Annotated in this window: 16 protein-coding genes; 2 read left to right on the top strand and 14 right to left on the bottom strand. The window is 65.2% G+C overall.

The features are described from left to right. Window positions 1-43: 43 nt before the first annotated feature. Entirely contained in the window at window positions 44-2044 is a 2001-nt protein-coding gene (locus ABZ293_RS05140) for an APC family permease (RefSeq protein ID WP_355177416.1), read from the bottom strand. A gap of 177 nt (window positions 2045-2221) precedes the next feature. Here ABZ293_RS05140 and ABZ293_RS05135 point away from each other — a divergent pair, with 177 nt between their 5' ends. Next, window positions 2222-2506 carry a hypothetical protein gene (locus tag ABZ293_RS05135; RefSeq protein ID WP_355177414.1) on the top strand — a complete coding sequence of 95 codons (285 nt, stop codon included), beginning with the start codon at window positions 2222-2224 and terminating at the stop codon, window positions 2504-2506. Here ABZ293_RS05135 and ABZ293_RS05130 read toward each other — a convergent pair. The 10 genes from ABZ293_RS05130 to ABZ293_RS05085 form a co-directional block, all read right to left on the bottom strand. After that, a complete protein-coding gene (locus ABZ293_RS05130; RefSeq protein WP_355177412.1) occupies window positions 2487-2636 on the bottom strand; it encodes a hypothetical protein in 150 nt (49 codons plus the stop codon). The two genes, ABZ293_RS05135 and ABZ293_RS05130, sit on opposite strands and share 20 nt — an antisense overlap. 73 nt (window positions 2637-2709) lie before the next feature. Further along, a complete protein-coding gene (locus ABZ293_RS05125; RefSeq protein ID WP_354957090.1) occupies window positions 2710-3150 on the bottom strand; it encodes a carboxymuconolactone decarboxylase family protein in 441 nt (146 codons plus the stop codon). A 65-nt stretch (window positions 3151-3215) separates the two neighbouring features. Further along, the gene (locus ABZ293_RS05120; RefSeq protein ID WP_355177410.1) at window positions 3216-4793 is read right to left on the bottom strand and encodes a substrate-binding domain-containing protein; all 1578 of its coding nucleotides are present in this window, start codon (window positions 4791-4793) and stop codon (window positions 3216-3218) included. Between the two features lie 133 nt (window positions 4794-4926). Further along, complete coding sequence (locus ABZ293_RS05115; RefSeq protein WP_355177409.1) at window positions 4927-6000, bottom strand: PHP domain-containing protein; 1074 nt, start codon at window positions 5998-6000, stop codon at window positions 4927-4929. Between the two features lie 5 nt (window positions 6001-6005). Continuing rightward, window positions 6006-6587, bottom strand: coding sequence for a dihydrofolate reductase family protein (locus tag ABZ293_RS05110; RefSeq protein WP_355177407.1), 582 nt, complete (start codon window positions 6585-6587; stop codon window positions 6006-6008). A 57-nt stretch (window positions 6588-6644) separates the two neighbouring features. Continuing rightward, a complete protein-coding gene (mutM, locus tag ABZ293_RS05105; RefSeq protein ID WP_355177405.1) occupies window positions 6645-7511 on the bottom strand; it encodes a bifunctional DNA-formamidopyrimidine glycosylase/DNA-(apurinic or apyrimidinic site) lyase in 867 nt (288 codons plus the stop codon). A 1-nt stretch (window position 7512) separates the two neighbouring features. Next, window positions 7513-8235 (bottom strand): ribonuclease III, encoded by a 723-nt coding sequence (gene rnc, locus ABZ293_RS05100; RefSeq protein WP_355177403.1) that lies wholly within the window; start codon window positions 8233-8235, stop codon window positions 7513-7515. Between the two features lie 22 nt (window positions 8236-8257). Next, window positions 8258-8440, bottom strand: coding sequence for a 50S ribosomal protein L32 (gene rpmF / locus ABZ293_RS05095; protein WP_014987105.1), 183 nt, complete (start codon window positions 8438-8440; stop codon window positions 8258-8260). Between the two features lie 61 nt (window positions 8441-8501). Then, entirely contained in the window at window positions 8502-9128 is a 627-nt protein-coding gene (locus ABZ293_RS05090) for a DUF177 domain-containing protein (protein WP_355177401.1), read from the bottom strand. A 106-nt stretch (window positions 9129-9234) separates the two neighbouring features. Next, entirely contained in the window at window positions 9235-9981 is a 747-nt protein-coding gene (locus ABZ293_RS05085) for a DivIVA domain-containing protein (RefSeq protein WP_355177399.1), read from the bottom strand. A gap of 341 nt (window positions 9982-10322) precedes the next feature. Between ABZ293_RS05085 and ABZ293_RS05080 the strand changes: the two genes are divergently transcribed. Then, on the top strand, window positions 10323-10889 hold the full coding sequence (locus tag ABZ293_RS05080; RefSeq protein WP_355177397.1) for a GtrA family protein: 567 nt from the start codon (window positions 10323-10325) through the stop codon (window positions 10887-10889). 206 nt (window positions 10890-11095) lie between these two features. On the opposite strand, the gene coaD is transcribed toward ABZ293_RS05080, so the two are convergent. From coaD to ABZ293_RS05065, 3 genes are read right to left on the bottom strand one after another with little or no spacing between them, the layout of a single operon-like run. After that, the gene (gene coaD, locus ABZ293_RS05075) at window positions 11096-11581 is read right to left on the bottom strand and encodes a pantetheine-phosphate adenylyltransferase (RefSeq protein WP_355177395.1); all 486 of its coding nucleotides are present in this window, start codon (window positions 11579-11581) and stop codon (window positions 11096-11098) included. 54 nt (window positions 11582-11635) lie between these two features. Further along, window positions 11636-12196 carry a 16S rRNA (guanine(966)-N(2))-methyltransferase RsmD gene (gene rsmD / locus ABZ293_RS05070; RefSeq protein WP_355177393.1) on the bottom strand — a complete coding sequence of 187 codons (561 nt, stop codon included), beginning with the start codon at window positions 12194-12196 and terminating at the stop codon, window positions 11636-11638. Further along, window positions 12193-15597, bottom strand: coding sequence for a pyruvate carboxylase (locus ABZ293_RS05065; RefSeq protein WP_355177390.1), 3405 nt, complete (start codon window positions 15595-15597; stop codon window positions 12193-12195). Before ABZ293_RS05065 ends, rsmD begins: the two co-directional genes overlap by 4 nt. Between the last annotated feature and the right edge of the window lie 313 nt (window positions 15598-15910).

Here is a 15910-nt window from a genome sequence, read left to right as displayed (position 1 = left end):
TCTTGACATATATCGAAATGGTAGTGACGCCGGAGGCGGCCGGTCAGCGCGCAACCGTATCCGCGATGCCGCGCCGGACCTCGCCGGGGCTGTGCTCGACGCGCGGCACGGCTCGAGCGGCCGAGGAACGAAGTTGCCAAGGCACACTGGTCACCATCACCCCCGGCTCGAAGAGCAGGCGGGCCTTCAGCCGCAGTGAGCTCTGGTTGTGCAGCAGGTTCTCCCACCAGTGCCCGACCACGTACTCGGGGATGAAGATGCTGATCACATCGCGCGGCTGGGATTTGCGCATCCGCTTGATGTAATCGATGACCGGACGGGTGATTTCGCGGTAGGGCGATTCGATCACCTTGAGCGGTATGGCGACATCGTGGCGTTCCCAATCCTGGTGCAGCTGACGGGTATCGACGTCATCGACATTGACGGTGATCGCCGTGATGGTGTCCGGCCTGGTGGCACGGGCGAACTGAACGGCGCGCCGAGTTGCCTTGTGCCAGCCCGATACCAGCACCAGGGCATGTACCCGGGCGGGCAGGGTCTCCGACTCGTCATCGACATCGAGTTCGGCACGCACGGCGGTGTAGTGACGGTGGATCAGATACATCAGCACCACCAGGATCGGCATCGCGAAGACGACCAGATACGCGCCGTGGGAGAACTTGGTGATCATGACGACGACCAGGACGACGCCGGTGAAGCAGGCGCCGAACGCGTTGATCAGGCGCCCGCGATGGATGCGCAACTTCTCCGATGATGTTGTCGCGGTGGCCAGTTCGCGGTTCCAGTGCCGGACCATACCGGCCTGGCACAGGGTGAACGAGGTGAATACGCCGACGATATAGAGCTGGATCAGGCGTGTCGCCGAACCGTCGAAGGCGTAGATGAGTACGCCCGCGATGACCGCGAGCAGAATGATGCCATTGGAGAAGGCCAGCCGGTCGCCGCGGGTGTGCAACTGCCGCGGCATGTATCTGTGTTGCGCCAGAATCGAATTCAGCAGCGGAAAGCCGTTGTAGGCGGTGTTCGCCGCGAGGATCAGGATCAGCGCGGTCGTCACCATGAGGAAGTAGAACGGAATACTGTTGCCGCCGAAGACCGCGGCGGCGATCTGTGCGATCACGGTGCGTTGCGGATCGGCAGTGCAGTCGCCCGGAAATCCGATGAGATCGCAGGTGTTCTCGGTGACCCTGGTGTGGGTGATCATCGCGAGCGCGGTGACACCGCCGAACATGGCGATCGAGATGACACCCATCGCCGTCATCGTGCGGGCGGCATTGAGCGCCTTGGGCTTACGGAATGCGGGTACCCCATTGGAGATGGCCTCCGCGCCGGTCAGCGCGGTACAGCCGGACGAAAAGGCGCGCAGGACAAGGAAGGCCAACCCGGCCGCGCCGAGTCCGAACTGTTCGGCATGGATTTCGTAGTGCGCACTCTCGGCGACCGGCGCGTGCCCCAACGCAGTCTGGCCGAGTCCGACGACAACCATGACCATTACCCCGACCACGAACGCATAGGTCGGCACCGCGAACGCCCGCCCGGATTCCCGCACGCCGCGCAGATTCATTGCGGTCAGGAAGGCAATGAATACGATATTGATCGCGACCCGGTGTGCATTCAGATCGGGCACCGCGGAGATGATGTTGTCCACCCCAGCGGCGACCGAGACCGCCACCGTCATCACATAGTCGACGAGCAGCGCCGCCGCGACCACCAGGCCCGGCACCGCGCCCAGATTCTTGGCGACCACCTCATAGGAACCACCGCCGGACGGATAGGCCTGCACCACCTGCCGATAGGACAGCACGACGACGGCCAGCAGCACGATCACCGCACCGGCGACCCACGGCGCCAAATGCAGATAGGCCAGCCCGCCGAGGGTGAGAATGAGCAGGATTTCCTGTGTCGCATATGCCACCGAGGACAGCGGGTCGCTGGCGAAGATCGGCAGCGCGAGTCGCTTCGGCAAAAGCGTTTCACCGAGCCTGTCACTCCGGAACGGTCGCCCGAGAACGAGACGTTTGACGAGGTCGATCGGTGAAGCCACGATGGGCCAGCCTAAGGCCGCAGGATAGGCACGGCCGTGCCAGCAACCGTATTGATTTCGTAAAAATCGGTAGGGCGCTCCACAAAGATCTCATCAGGAACGGCCGCGTCGAGGGCCACGCGACTCGATCGATAGTCGCTCTACCATGCGCGGTATACGCATACATATAATATAGCCATGTTCGATCCGATCAGCCTCGCCGTCGGGGCCGCAATCGCCGGTGTCGGCTGGGCGGCCGGGCGCTTCGGGCGGCGCACGCCCGCCGAACCTGTCAAAGCGCGCTGCGGCTGCGGCCACGACCTCGCGCTACATGATCCCGAGGCGGGCGTCTGTCACTTCGAGACAAGTCGAAAGACCGGATACGGCATGCGCGCATGGGTTCGATGCGGTTGCCGCCGCTACACGGGTCCGATACCGGTCGAGGAATTCTTCAGTCGACCGATCATGCCGTCGACCGACTGATCAGGCATCGATCACCATGCACAGCGACCAGATGCCGGACGAGTTCGAACGGGGTCAGCTCGACCCGTTCCACCAGCATCTGGCGCAGCAGCGGGGTGCGGTTGAGCTGTCGCAGCGATAGTTCCGTCACGGCGCCCATTCTGGCCTAGGCGTAGCGATCGCTTGCTGGTCGCTCGAAAAGGCCAGCCACACCGACACATTGATCAGACAGCGGCGGGCTGCATGCGCAGCGGCACGCCGATCCGGTTCCACAGGTTGATCATCGCGGTGACCGCGACCAGACCGGCCCGCGCGCCCTCATCGAAGTTCTTCTCGACCTCGGCCCAGATCTCATCGCCGACACCGTGTTCGCCGAGCTTGGTGACCGCTTCCGCATAGGCGAGCGCGGCCCGTTCGGCCTCGGTGAATTTCACCGACTCCCGCCAGGCGTTGAGGTAATAGATCCGCTGTTCGGTCTCCCCCGACATCCGCGCGTCGGTGGTGTGCATATCGATACAGAACAGGCAGCCGTTGATCTGGGAGACGCGAATCTTGACGAGTTCCCGCACGACCGGGTCCAGCGGTCCGCGGCGGATGGCTTGTTCGGCGGCGAACCAGGCCTGATAGATCTCGGGTGCCACCTCGGCGAGCTGCATGCGTGACATAGGTCGTCCTCTCTCGATATCGCTTACCCGAGTTAGACGGGATGGCCGCCGAATCTGTGACAACGTCACGAAGTCGGCAGACAGCGACCGCGATCCGGCAGCTCACCGCACGGCTCATTGCCGTGCTCGCGCAGCACATCCTTACCCGTGAGATCGGTCAGGAAGTGCAGGAAGCTCGCGCCGAGCGAATCACCGGGGAGTTCGCCGTAGCTGTAGGCGTATTCGACGCCCCAGAACGGATAGGTGCGGTTGACGGCGGCGGCACGGTCGGCGGTTACGCCGCCGATGGCCAGGGTCTTGGCACCGGACTTCACCGCCTCGGAGAACTCGCTGTAGCCGATGGCACCCGGAATGTCGCTCACCGCCTTCTGCATATCCTTGGTGACCTGCACATCGCAATATCTGGCCGCCGAGGGCACCGAATCCTTGATCGCGACACAGCTGACATGCGGGCGATCGGGCTGCGGACCGCCGAGTATCCTGCGCTCCAACGTATTTCGGGTGCCGGATCCCGGTATCCGATTGACCAGCACAACGGGCAGGTCGGGACCGCCGAGTTCGCGCCAGTTGGTGATCCGGCCCTGATACAGATCCTGGATCTGCGCCACGGTCAGATCGGTGATGCCGACATCCTTGTGCACGATCATGGTGAACAGCGACAACGCGAGCGGACGGTCCAGCAACGGTTGATAGCCATCACCCTTCGGGCCGTCGCTGATCGTCAGCACATCGGGATCGTCCTTACCCTCTTCGGCGAGCCGGTCCAGACCGCGTTCGGTGCCCTCGAATCCGAAGGCGAATTCCGCTCCGGTGCAGCGCTTCCCATACTGGGCCGCCGCATCTCGTATGACAGGTTCGAACGCCGACGAACCAACCAACGTGAGTTTGCCTGCGGCACAATCCAATGGCGTCGGATCGGGCTCCACCGCGGATACGACCAGCTGGACGCCTATTACCGCGACCAGGAAGGCGACGAGCGCCACCATTACTCGCGAAATACCGGTGCGACTTTGGGTTTCGATGATCCGCCCACCCCTGATGCCACCGCGCAGCACCGGTGTCGCGTACTCCCCTGTGCCCTCCGAGCGCTGGAGAATCGCCAGGATCTTGTAGTGATCGGCGCGATTCAGCAGCACTCTCGGCAGATCAATGACACCGATATGCCCGGCCGTATCCTCGCGGACCGCGATGCCCGAATCGCGGTCCAGCGAATCGGCCAGCCCCGGATGGCTGAGCTCGGTCACCGCCATACCGATCACCCGGCGCTGCGGAAAGTTCAGATGTAGGCCGACCCGGCCCGCCTCGGGCGCCTGGTAGTCGTGCGTGTCGATCGGTGTCGCACCGCTGTTCTCGATGCGGACCAGCACCACCGACAGATCCTTCAGCGGCGGACTCACCCCATCGTGTTCCGGACGCAACTGGGGCAATACACCCGGAAAGACCGATTCGATCTCACCGGTGACCGGCGTATCCATCTGCACGCGATAGCCGAGTTCCTTGCGTCCGACGAATACGAACTCCCAGAGGAATGCGATGATCGGCACCACGATACCGATGAGCGCAAGCACGATTTCGATCGGAAATCCGCCCACCAGTGCAGCCACCCCCAAGAGATCTATGTGCCAACCATTTTCGGGCGTCATCCGGCCTGATCCCGAATCCCGCACGATTGTTCGGCAACAGTTAACCCGGCGGCCAACCCGGACGCGCGATCAGGTGTGTGTTACTGCGATGATTCGGTCGAGGTCGATCTGCCCACTCCGACGGCCACCGCGATCAAACCACGTCCGCGGTCGCCGACTCCGTCCATGCCAGCAGCTTGTCCACCGGCCAGGTATTGATAACCCGTTCCGCCGCAACACCATTCGCGACGGCGCGCTCGCAGCCGTAGCCCTGCCAATCCAATTGGCCCGGAGCATGCGCATCGGTGTCGATCGAGAAGTAACACCCCATCTCATCGGCCAGCCGCAGCAGCCGAGACGGCGGGTCGAGACGTTCGGGACGGCTGTTGATCTCCACGGCAGTGCCGTAACTCCGGCACGCCTCGAAGACCAACTCGGCATCGAAAGTCGACTCCGGCCGCGTGCCCCGCTCGCCGGTGATCAATCGGCCGGTGCAATGCCCGAGCACATCGACATTCGGATTCGCGACCGCGTACACCATCCGCTTGGTCATGGTCTCGCTCTCGGCGCGCAAATGCGAATGTACGCTCGCGACGACGATATCCAGCTCGGCGAGCAGATCTGCCTGCTGATCCAGGGTCCCGTCATCGAGGATGTCCACCTCGATCCCGGTGAGGATTCGAAACGGCGCCATCCGCTCGTTGAGCTCCGCGACCACATCCAGCTGCCGCCGCAGTCGGTCGGCGGAAAGTCCGTTCGCGACGGTCAGCCGCGGCGAATGATCGGTCAGTGCGCAGTATTCGTGACCGAGCGCGGCGGCGACACCCATCATCTCCGCGATCGGACTGCCGCCATCGGACCAATCGGAATGCGTATGCAGATCACCGCGCAACTGAGCCCGCAGCGGCTTACCGGGTGTGCCGATCGGCTGCGCGGCCTGCCGCAATTCGCTCAAATATGCTGGTACCGCGCCGGAATACGCCTGTTCGATGACGGCGGCGGTCTTCGGTCCGATGCCCGCGAGCTCGCGCCAGCTGCGCGCCGCACGATGGGTCGCGAGCTCGTCCTCCGGCATCCCCGCCACGATATCGGCGGCTCGCCGGTAGGCCTTCACCCGATGTGATTGCGCCCGTCCACGTTCGAGCCAGAAACCGATCTCGCGCAGCGCCTCCACCGGACCCGGACCATTGCCCGGATCCGGTACGGCGACCGAATCATCTTGCACCACAGCGGCTATCGAATCCTGCTGTACTTGATGAAGGCCACCCCGTCCTCGAATACCCGGCTGGTGATCACCCGGAACCTGGCCGCCTCCGGCAGTCGCGACCCGGAACCGAACAGTGAACGGCCACGGCCGAGTACGACCGGATACAGCTTCAGGAAGATCTGATCGATCTCCGGCAGCAACACCTGCGCCAGTTCCCCGCCGCCGCACAGCCAGATCCCGAGTCCGTTTTCCCGCTTCAGCTCTTGCACTTTCGCCAGCGGATCGGCCGAGATCAGCTCGACCGAAGGATCCGGGCTCTCCGGCAACGTCGTCGACACTACGAACTGCCGCAGATGCGCATACGGGCTCGAGGTTCCGGTGCGAACACCGAAGTCGTGGGTCTTGCGACCCATCAGCACGGTGTCGAAGTAACGGTTGCGCTTATCGATGCCGAGGGCCTCTCGCACCTTCGTCGGCAGGGTCTCGGGGTACTGCGCGGTGATCGCCGGGCCGTGATCGCCACCGACCGGAAAGAAGTCGACCGACCCCTCCTCGGTGGCGATGAACCCATCGATTGTCGAGGCGACGTAGTAGGTGAGTTTGCGCATTTGTCCTTCCTCCACGGCCGGTCTGGTTTCCGAACCGCCTAGAAGAACGGTAGCTCGCTAATGCGACCGGCGGCGGGCCTTCGGCTGGCAGCGCGGGCAGGAGTAGGAAGAACGATTCATGAACTTCTCGCGCAGGATGGGTGCACCGCAGCGACGGCAGGGTTCGTCTTCGCGGCCGTAGACCGCGAGCGCGCGTTCGAAGTAACCCGATTGGCCGTTGACATTGACATATAGCGCGTCGAAGGAGGTGCCACCGGCGGCAAGCGCCTCCCCCATCACGGCGCCGACCTCGGCGAGCAGGGTGCGCACGGCTGGTCTGGTCAAGCCGGACGCCAGCCGATTGCCATGGATTTTCGCGCGCCACAGCGATTCGTCGGCATAGATATTGCCGACCCCGGAGATCACCGTCTGATCGAGCAGAACGCGCTTGATCTCGGTCTGTTTGGCGCGCAGCGCAGCCACCACGACTTCGGGGTCATAGCGCGGATCGAGCGGATCCCGCGCGATATGCGCGACAGGCTCGGGCACCGAGGTGCCGTCCACCTCGACCAACGGCGCGAGCGACCACCCGCCGAAGGTGCGCTGGTCGACGAAGCGCAGCTGGCTGCCGTCGTCGAGGGTCGCCAGGATATGCGCGTGCTTCTCCACGGGGGCATCGGCAGGTTGCACCAGCATCTGCCCGCTCATTCCGAGATGGACCACCAGCGAGGTATCGGGTTCATCGAAGGTGAGCCACAAGTACTTGCCGCGACGTTCGGCAGCCGCGACCCGCAGACCCTTCATCCGAGCCGTCAGATCGTCGGCGCCTTCCAGATGGCGGCGCACCGACCTGGGGTGGGTCACCGTGACAGATTCGATGACCCGCCCGACGACATGTTCGGCGAGTCCGCGCCGAACGACCTCGACCTCGGGCAGTTCGGGCACGTCAGACTTCGTCGGTCAGCGACTGATAGGCGGCGCCCGCGGCCTTCTGCTCGGCTTCCTTCTTGGAGCGGCCGACGCCCTGACCGTACGGACGACCGCCGATCACGGTGGTCGCGGTGAATTCCTTGTCGTGGTCGGGACCTGTCGAGGTGATCTCGTAGCTGGGCACACCGAGACCGCGCTCGGCGGTGAGCTCCTGCAGACTGGTCTTCCAGTCGAGCCCCGCGCCCATTCTCGGGCCGCGCTCGAGCAGGTCGGCGAACAGCCGCAACACCACCTCACGCGCGACATCGATACCGTGCTCGAGATGCACCGCGCCGAGCAGTGACTCCATGCCATCGGCGAGAATGCTCGGCTTGTCCCGGCCGCCGGTGAGCTCTTCGCCCTTGCCGAGCAGCAGGTGCACGCCGAGCCCGCCTGCACCGAGCCCGCGCGCCACCTCGGCGAGCGCGTGCATATTCACCACGCTCGCCCGCAGCTTGGCCAGTTCGCCCTCGGACTTGTCCGGGTGCTCGTGGTACAGCCGCTCGGTAATGCTCAGGCCGAGGACCGAGTCGCCGAGGAATTCCAGACGCTCGTTGGTCGGCAGCCCGCCGTTCTCGTATGCGTACGACCGGTGCGTCAGCGCCAGCCGCAGCAGATCGGCCGACACGTCGACGCCGAGCGCCGCGAGTAGGCTCGCATGTTCACCGGACGGGCCGGGTTCGTCCTTGCTGGCGGTCACGTCGATACGACAGGTCGAACGATCAGACAGCAGCGGTAACCTGGCGGCCCTTGTAGGTGCCGCAGGAGGGGCACGCGATATGCGGCAGGGTCTTCTCGCCGCAGGCGCGGTTCGGGCACGTGATCAGGGTCGGCGCGGTGGCCTTCCACTGGCTGCGCCGCGACCTGGTGTTGGAACGGGACATCCGGCGCTTGGGAACGGCCACGACTACTTCTCCTCTTGTCCTATTGCTCGCCAGTTAGGCAGCACGGTCTTACTGGTCTGGTCTAAACGTCTGGGTCGGCACCCGCATCGGGGCTGCCGTTGCCGGGCGACTCGGCGGCGAACTTCGCCAACCCGGCCCAGCGAGGGTCAAGTATCTCATGCCGGTGGTCCGAACCCGCAATCGCCATCCTGACACCGCATTCCGGACACAGACCCGCGCAGTCCGGAGTGCACAGCGGCTGCAGCGGCAGCTCCAGACCGATCTGGTCCGTGATCACCGGTTCCAGGTCGATCTTGTCGTCCACCATGCGGTAGATCTCGTCGTCCTCGGTGGTCTGCTCGGTGGTGCTGTCCGGATAGGCGAACAGTTCCGTGAGGTGAATGTCCACCGTGCCGGTGAACGGTTCGAGGCAGCGCGAGCACTCCCCCGCCGTCGGCGTGGTGACCGTCCCGGTGACGAGCACCCCCTCGGACACCGCCTGCAACCGCAGATCGAGATCCACCTCGGCGCCCGCCGGAATGGCGATCAGATCCAGCCCGATCCGCTCGTCGGTGGTGACCACGCGATGCAGCTCTTTCATCGTGCCGGGGCGACGGCCCAGGCTGATGACATCCAGCACAAAACCCGCGTCCGGCGTGCGGCGCGAGGCCGTACGAGGACGCGATGCGGAACCGGAACCGGCGGACATCACGAACTCACTTCACATTCGAGGGGAAATGGGCAACCACTCCACAATACGCGAGAGCACGGTGTCCGCCCAAACCGTCTGAAACATGCCGAATCGGTGCGGAATATCAGCGGCGATAGTCGGCCGCGTAATCCGGAGCGCCCGCACCGGAACGCAGTTGGTGACGCCCGCCGCGGACGGTCCGCAGGGTGGCGTTGAGGTTCTCTTCGAAGTCGGCGAGCCTGCTGTCGACATAGTGGTCGCACTCGTCGCGCATCCGATCGACCTCTTCATGCGCCCCGTCGATGAGCCGGGCCGATTCGGCGTGCGCGGCGCGCACCACCTCGGTCTGCGTGACCAGGCGATCGCGCTCGGCCTCACCCTCGGCGACCGAGCGGCCATAGGAGGCCTTGCCCGCCTCGATCATCCGCTCGGATTCCACGCGCGCCCGGCCGGTGACGGCCTCGAATTCGGCATTGCCGTCGGCGACGATGCGGTCGGCCTCGGCCTGGGCGGTGTTGACGAGATGATCGGCGTGCGCACTGGCCTCGGCCACCATCCGGTCGGCGTGCGCCTTGGCGTCGGCAAGAATTCGGTCAGCCTCCTCGCGGGCCGATCCGATGGTCTGCTCGGCCTGTTCGTTCGCGGTCGTCACCGTGGTCTCGGCGGCGGAACGGGCATCGGAGACGATCTTGTCGCGATGGTCGAGCACATCCTGGGCGTCGTCGAGTTCGCCGGGCAGCGCATCGCGCACATCGTCGAGCAGTTCGAGCACGTCGCCGCGCGGGACGATACAGCTGCGGGTCGGCGGGATGCCGCGCGCTTCCTCGACAATGGCGACCAGCTCGTCGAGTGCTTCGAATACGCGATACATGCTCTTACCCCACTCTCCTGCAGACCTGCGGCGAAATTTCCGCCGAGGCCCAGTGTGCCCCTCGTCACGGCTCGTGCCGAGTCACCCATCGGTGTGTCGTGCGGGTGTCTCGTACGCCACAAAAACAAGTGGAGGATATGTCTCCACTTGGTGTTACATTTATCCAGAAGGTCCGAACAAGATCTTCTTAAGCGGATCGCAGGCCCCGACCGGGACTGTGGGGATAGAGGAGGCCAACCGGGCGGATTCCTTCGCCTCGACGATTGACTAGTTCCGATTGTTCAATACATACTGAACACACAATACGTGAGGAACCTCTCGAGAGTCGGCGGAAGGATGCGATGACCATCGCGGTTTTCCGTACCGAAGGCTCGTGTGGGATCGGAAAGACAATGACCGTACTGGAACTACCGCGGACGGCGGTACTGCCGACGAGTAGTTTGTACACGCCGTGGGTGGGGCCGTACCCGGTCCTGCGTATTGCGACGGCGTATCGGTTCGCCCAGCTCATGCAGTACCTGCGCGGCGACCGGGCGCTGGCCCAGTTGATCCGCTTCGCCCTGGTCGGCGGCTCCAGCAACGTTGCCTATGTGCTGTTGTTCTTCGCGATGCACGGCGTCGGCCCACTGGTCGCCAATATCGCCGGCTCGATCGTGAGCACCGTGATCGCCAATGAACTGCACCGTCAGCTCACCTTCCACGCGGCGGGCCGGGTCGGCTGGTTCACCGCACAGTGGGAGGGCGGCGGGCTTGCGCTGGTCGGGCTCGGCATCACCACCGCCGCGCTGGCCGCGCTCGAGGTATGGACCCCCGGTATGGGCGGCACGTTCCAGGCCACTGCCATCCTCGCCATTACCGCCGCGGTCGGCGGCATGCGCTTCCTCGCCCTGCGCGGCCTGGTCTTCTGAGATGCTCCCCCGCCTCCCCGCGCCATTTGCCGGTCGTAAGTGCCACGAAAATCACGTCGCGGACCGGCGGTTGGGAGTTGCATGTCGTTTGGGCGTACCCGGCGAGTTACCGTGTACGCACGAAATCAGTCGGCCAGTAACAGCCCTAATACGATTCGCCTCGGTCCCGAGCTTGGGACCGAGGCGAATCGTATTAAGAGCTCCGCTCAGCCTTTCCGTTCCGCCAGGCGATCGAGTAGGCGCTTGTGGACGGCGGGCGGGAGCATATCGGTGACATCGCCGCCGTAGGCCGCCACCTCCTTGACCAGCGAGCTGGACAGGTAGCTGAAGGCCGGGTTGGTGGCGATGAAGAAGGTGTCCACGCCGGAGAGCTTCTTGTTCATCTGAGCCATCTGCAGTTCGTAGCCGAAATCGGTGGCATCGCGCAGACCCTTGACGATTGCGGTGAGGCCCTCCTGCTTGGCGAAGTCCACGAGCAGGCCCTGCCAGGACTCCACCCGCACATTGGGCAGCTGCGCGGTGGCCTCACGCAGCATCTCCATGCGTTCCTCGACGCTGAACATGCCCTGCTTCTTGGGATTGACGCTGACGGTCACCACGACCTCGTCGAACTGCACCGCAGCCCGGGCGAAGACGTCGATATGTCCATTGGTCACCGGGTCGAATGAGCCCGGGCACATCGCTCCTGCCATGGACAGACGGTATCAGGAGCTCCGATGGCCACCTCGGACGCCGCGATGGCGGAGTTACTCCGGGGCGAATTCGGCTAGTTCGATGCGGGTTTCGCCATATTTACGCGCCTTCGCCGGGATATAGCCTGCGGGCCAGACGATCTCGGGTGAGCGGCTGGAGCGCTCGACGGCGACGAATGCGCCGGGCGCCAGCCAGCCGTGCTCGACCAAGGCGCGCAGGTCGGCGGTGACCGCGGCGGTGTCGACGTCGTAGGGCGGATCGGAGAAGACCACGTCGTAGGCCCCCGCACCGCCACCGGCCAGGACGCTGGCGACGGCCCCGATGCGGAGTTCGGCGCCGAGCAGCCCGAGATCGGCAATATTGCCGCGCACGATCGCGGCGGCCTTGCGATCGGATTCGATGAGCAGGGCGCTGGTGGCGCCGCGCGAGAGCGCCTCCAGACCGAGCGCGCCGGATCCCGCGTACAGGTCGAGCACCCGGACGCCGTCGAAATCGATGCGGGCGTCGAGCGCGCTGAACAGTGCTTCGCGCACCCGATCCGAGGTGGGCCGGGTACCGGCGGGCGGGACGCGCAGTCGCCGCCCGCCCGCGCTGCCCGCGACGATCCGGGTCATTCCGCCGCGGACTCGCGCACGGTCAGTTCGACCAGCAGGTCGCCACCCTCGACCTGCTGTACCTTGCCGATCGCGACCCGGCCGACGATGCCGGCGCGCGGTGCGGTGATCGCGGCCTCCATCTTCATCGCCTCGATGGTGCCGATGATGTCGCCCGCCGCGATCGAATCGCCTTCGGACACAGCCAAAGTGACCACACCGGCGAACGGCGCGGCGATATGGCCCGCATTGTTCTTATCCGCCTTCTCCGCGGCCGGGATATCGCTGGCGACGGAGCGATCGCGCACCGCGACCGGGCGCAGCTGGCCGTTCATGATGCACATGACCGTGCGCATACCGCGCTCGTCGGGTTCGGAGATCGCCTCCAAGCCGATCAGCAGGGTGACACCCTTCTCCAGTTGCACGCGGTGTTCCTCACCGCGGCGCAGACCGTAGAAGAACTGGTTGGCCGACAGGCCCATGGTGTCGCCGTACTTCTCCCGGTGGGCGTTGAATTCGGCCGTCGGGCCGGGGAACAGCAGCCGGTTGAGGGTGGCGCGGCGCTGTCCGGAGGTTCCGTTCAGGCCGGCTTCGTCCTCGGCGGTGAGCGGTGTCTCGGGCTTGGCCGGACCACGCCCGGCCAGTGCGCGACTGCGGAACGGTTCGGGCCAGCCGCCGGCCGGGGTGCCGAGTTCGCCACGCAGGAAACCGATTACCGAATCCGGAATGTCGTAGCGACCCGGATCGGCCGCGAAACTCTCGATGTCGACACCGGTGCCGACCAGTGCGAGTGCGAGGTCGCCGACCACCTTCGAGGACGGGGTGACCTTGACCAGGCGGCCAAGAAGCCGGTCCGCCGCGGCGTATTTCGCCTCGACCTCTTCGAAGCGGTCACCGAGGCCGAGTGCGATGGCCTGTTGCCGCAGATTCGACAGCTGACCACCAGGGATTTCGTGGGTGTACACCCGTCCGGTCGGCGCGGGCAGCCCGGATTCGAAGGGCGCGTACACCTTTCGCAGCGCCTCCCAGTACGGCTCCAGATCGCAGACGTTCTGCAGGTTCAGGCCGGTATCGAATTCACTGTGCGCCGCCGCCGCGACGATCGCGGAAAGTGCAGGCTGTGAGGTGGTTCCGGCCATCGCGGCGCTCGCACCGTCGACCGCGTCGGCGCCCGCATGCCAGGCGGCCAGATAGGTCGCGAGCTGACCGCCGGGGGTGTCGTGGGTGTGCACGTGGACCGGCAGATCGAAGTTACTGCGCAGCGCGGTGACGAGTGTCGCCGCCGCGGGTGCCCGCAGCAGACCCGCCATATCCTTGATGGCGAGCACATGCGCGCCAGCGTCGACGATCTGCTCGGCCAGCTTCAGGTAGTAGTCGAGGGTGTAGAGGGTCTCGTCCGGGTTACTCAGATCGCCGGTGTAGCTCATCGCGACTTCCGCAATGGCCGTACCGGTTTCGCGCACCGCATCGATGGCCGGACGCATCTGGTCGACATTGTTGAGCGCATCGAAGATGCGGAAGATGTCGATGCCCGTTGCGGTCGCCTCCGAGACGAACGCGCGCGTCACCTGCTCGGGGTAGGGCGTGTAGCCGACGGTATTGCGGCCGCGCAGCAGCATCTGCAGGCAGATGTTCGGAATCGCCTCACGCAACGCCGCCAGCCGCTCCCACGGATCCTCGTACAGGAAGCGCAGCGCCACATCGTAAGTCGCGCCACCCCACGCCTCGATGGAGAGCAGTTCCGGTGTCAGGCGTGCGACATGTCCGGCCACACCGAGTAGACCGTTGGTACGCACCCGCGTGGCCAACAGCGACTGGTGTGCGTCGCGGAAGGTCGTGTCGGTCACCCCGACGGCCTTCTGCGCACGCAGCGCCTGCGCGAAACCCTCGGGGCCCAAGCGCAGCAACCGTTGCCGAGAACCGTCCGGCGGGGGCACGCTCAGATCGATGGCGGGCAACTTATCGTGCGGATACACCGTGGTCGGGCGCTCACCATGCGGCTTGTTCACGGTGATATCGGCCAGGTAGTTCAGGATCTTGGTGCCGCGGTCGGCCGAGCCGCGCAGGGTCAGCAGCTGCGGGCGCTCATCGATGAACGAGGTGGTGACCCGGCCCGCCTTGAAGTCCGGATCGTCGAGCACCGCGAGCAGGAACGGAATATTCGTGGTGACGCCGCGGATGCGGAACTCCGCGAGCGCACGGCTGGCCCTGGCCACCGCCGCGGGCAGATCGCGACCGCGGCAGGTGAGCTTGACCAGCATCGAGTCGAAGTAGGCGCCGATCTCCGCGCCCAGATTCGCACCGCCGTCGAGGCGGATGCCCGCACCGCCGGGGGTGCGGTAGGCGGTGATGCGGCCGGTATCGGGGCGGAAGCCATTGGCCGGATCCTCGGTGGTGATCCGGCACTGCAGGGCAGCACCGCGAATGGTGACCTTCTCCTGGCTCAGGCCGAGCTGTTCCAGGGTCTCCCCCGCCGCGATGCGCAGCTGGGACTGCACCAGGTCGACATCGGTGATCTCTTCGGTCACCGTGTGCTCGACCTGGATGCGCGGATTCATCTCGATAAAGACGTGGTTGCCGCGCTCGTCGAGCAGGAATTCGACGGTGCCGGCGCAGCTGTAGCCGATCTGGCGGGCGAAGGCGACCGCGTCATTGCAGATGCGCTCGCGCAGTGCCGGATCGAGGTTGGGTGCCGGCGCGAGCTCGATCACCTTCTGGTGGCGACGCTGCACCGAACAGTCGCGCTCGAACAGGTGCATGACATTGCCGTGCTGGTCGGCCAGGATCTGCACCTCGATATGGCGCGGATTCACCACGGCCTGTTCCAGGAAGACCGTCGGATCGCCGAATGCCGATTCCGCCTCGCGGGAGGCGGCCTCGATCGATTCGCGCAGCTGTGCCGGATCGGCAACCCGCCGCATACCGCGGCCGCCGCCGCCCGCGACGGCCTTGACGAAGATCGGGTACTCCAGCTCCTGAGCGGCCATGAGCAGCTCGTCGACATCGGCCGACGGCGCGCTCGAACGCAGTACCGGCAGTCCGGCTGCCCTGGCCGCCTCGATCGCGCGGGCCTTGTTACCCGCGAGTTCGAGTACCGCGGCGGACGGGCCGATGAAGGTAATACCCTCGCGCGCACAGGCCGCCGCGAGGTCCGGGTTCTCCGACAGGAAGCCGTAGCCGGGGTAGATGGCGTCGGCTCCGGCGGACTTGGCCGCCGCGATGATCGCCTCGATGGACAGATACGCCCGGACGGGGTGGCCCTGTTCGCCGATCTGGTAGGACTCGGCTGCCTTCAACCGGTGGACCGAATTGCGATCCTCGTACGGGAATACCGCGACGGTTCCGATGCCGAGTTCGTAGGCCGCGCGGAAGGCACGGATCGCGATCTCGCCACGGTTGGCAACCAAGACTTTCGAGAACATTGACCTAAGGTACCCGGCCCGGAATGCAGCCCTGACAGGGAAGTCCCATTCGCAGGAATCTTCACAACCATTCCTAGCAGACTTGCGAAGTTGTGTTCATCCAGTCGTCACATACTGTGTTGAATTTGCCGCGCCTGCGGCGCGGCGTGTTCGCGGCCCCGAAAGTCAGCATCGCGTAGCGATTCGGTGCGGGGGTGGCGGTCGGGCGACGGGTGGGCCTGCGCAGCGAACATCATGATCACCGGTATGCCGTCAAACCGGTTGCGCGCCCGCCTATGCTTGGTGTTGCAGCTGGTTCGCCGTGCGCAGACGA

Origin of the sequence: Nocardia sp. NPDC005998 (assembly GCF_040614395.1) — a bacterium.
Taxonomy (GTDB): domain Bacteria; phylum Actinomycetota; class Actinomycetes; order Mycobacteriales; family Mycobacteriaceae; genus Nocardia.
The sequence above is the reverse complement of the archived record's forward strand: the minus strand, read 5'-3'. Positions and strand labels throughout refer to the sequence as shown.

Coding starts and splice junctions, on each gene's coding strand:
- ABZ293_RS05065 (WP_355177390.1), bottom strand. CDS start 15,597: ATGTTCTCGAAAGTCTTGGTTGCCAACCGTGGCGAGATCGCGATCCGT.
- ABZ293_RS05110 (WP_355177407.1), bottom strand. CDS start 6,587: ATGCGCAAACTCACCTACTACGTCGCCTCGACAATCGATGGGTTCATC.
- ABZ293_RS05085 (WP_355177399.1), bottom strand. CDS start 9,981: ATGTATCGCGTATTCGAAGCACTCGACGAGCTGGTCGCCATTGTCGAG.
- rsmD (WP_355177393.1), bottom strand. CDS start 12,196: ATGACCCGGATCGTCGCGGGCAGCGCGGGCGGGCGGCGACTGCGCGTC.
- ABZ293_RS05090 (WP_355177401.1), bottom strand. CDS start 9,128: ATGTCCGCCGGTTCCGGTTCCGCATCGCGTCCTCGTACGGCCTCGCGC.
- ABZ293_RS05135 (WP_355177414.1), top strand. CDS start 2,222: ATGTTCGATCCGATCAGCCTCGCCGTCGGGGCCGCAATCGCCGGTGTC.
- ABZ293_RS05120 (WP_355177410.1), bottom strand. CDS start 4,793: ATGACGCCCGAAAATGGTTGGCACATAGATCTCTTGGGGGTGGCTGCA.
- ABZ293_RS05080 (WP_355177397.1), top strand. CDS start 10,323: ATGACCATCGCGGTTTTCCGTACCGAAGGCTCGTGTGGGATCGGAAAG.
- coaD (WP_355177395.1), bottom strand. CDS start 11,581: ATGGCAGGAGCGATGTGCCCGGGCTCATTCGACCCGGTGACCAATGGA.
- ABZ293_RS05125 (WP_354957090.1), bottom strand. CDS start 3,150: ATGTCACGCATGCAGCTCGCCGAGGTGGCACCCGAGATCTATCAGGCC.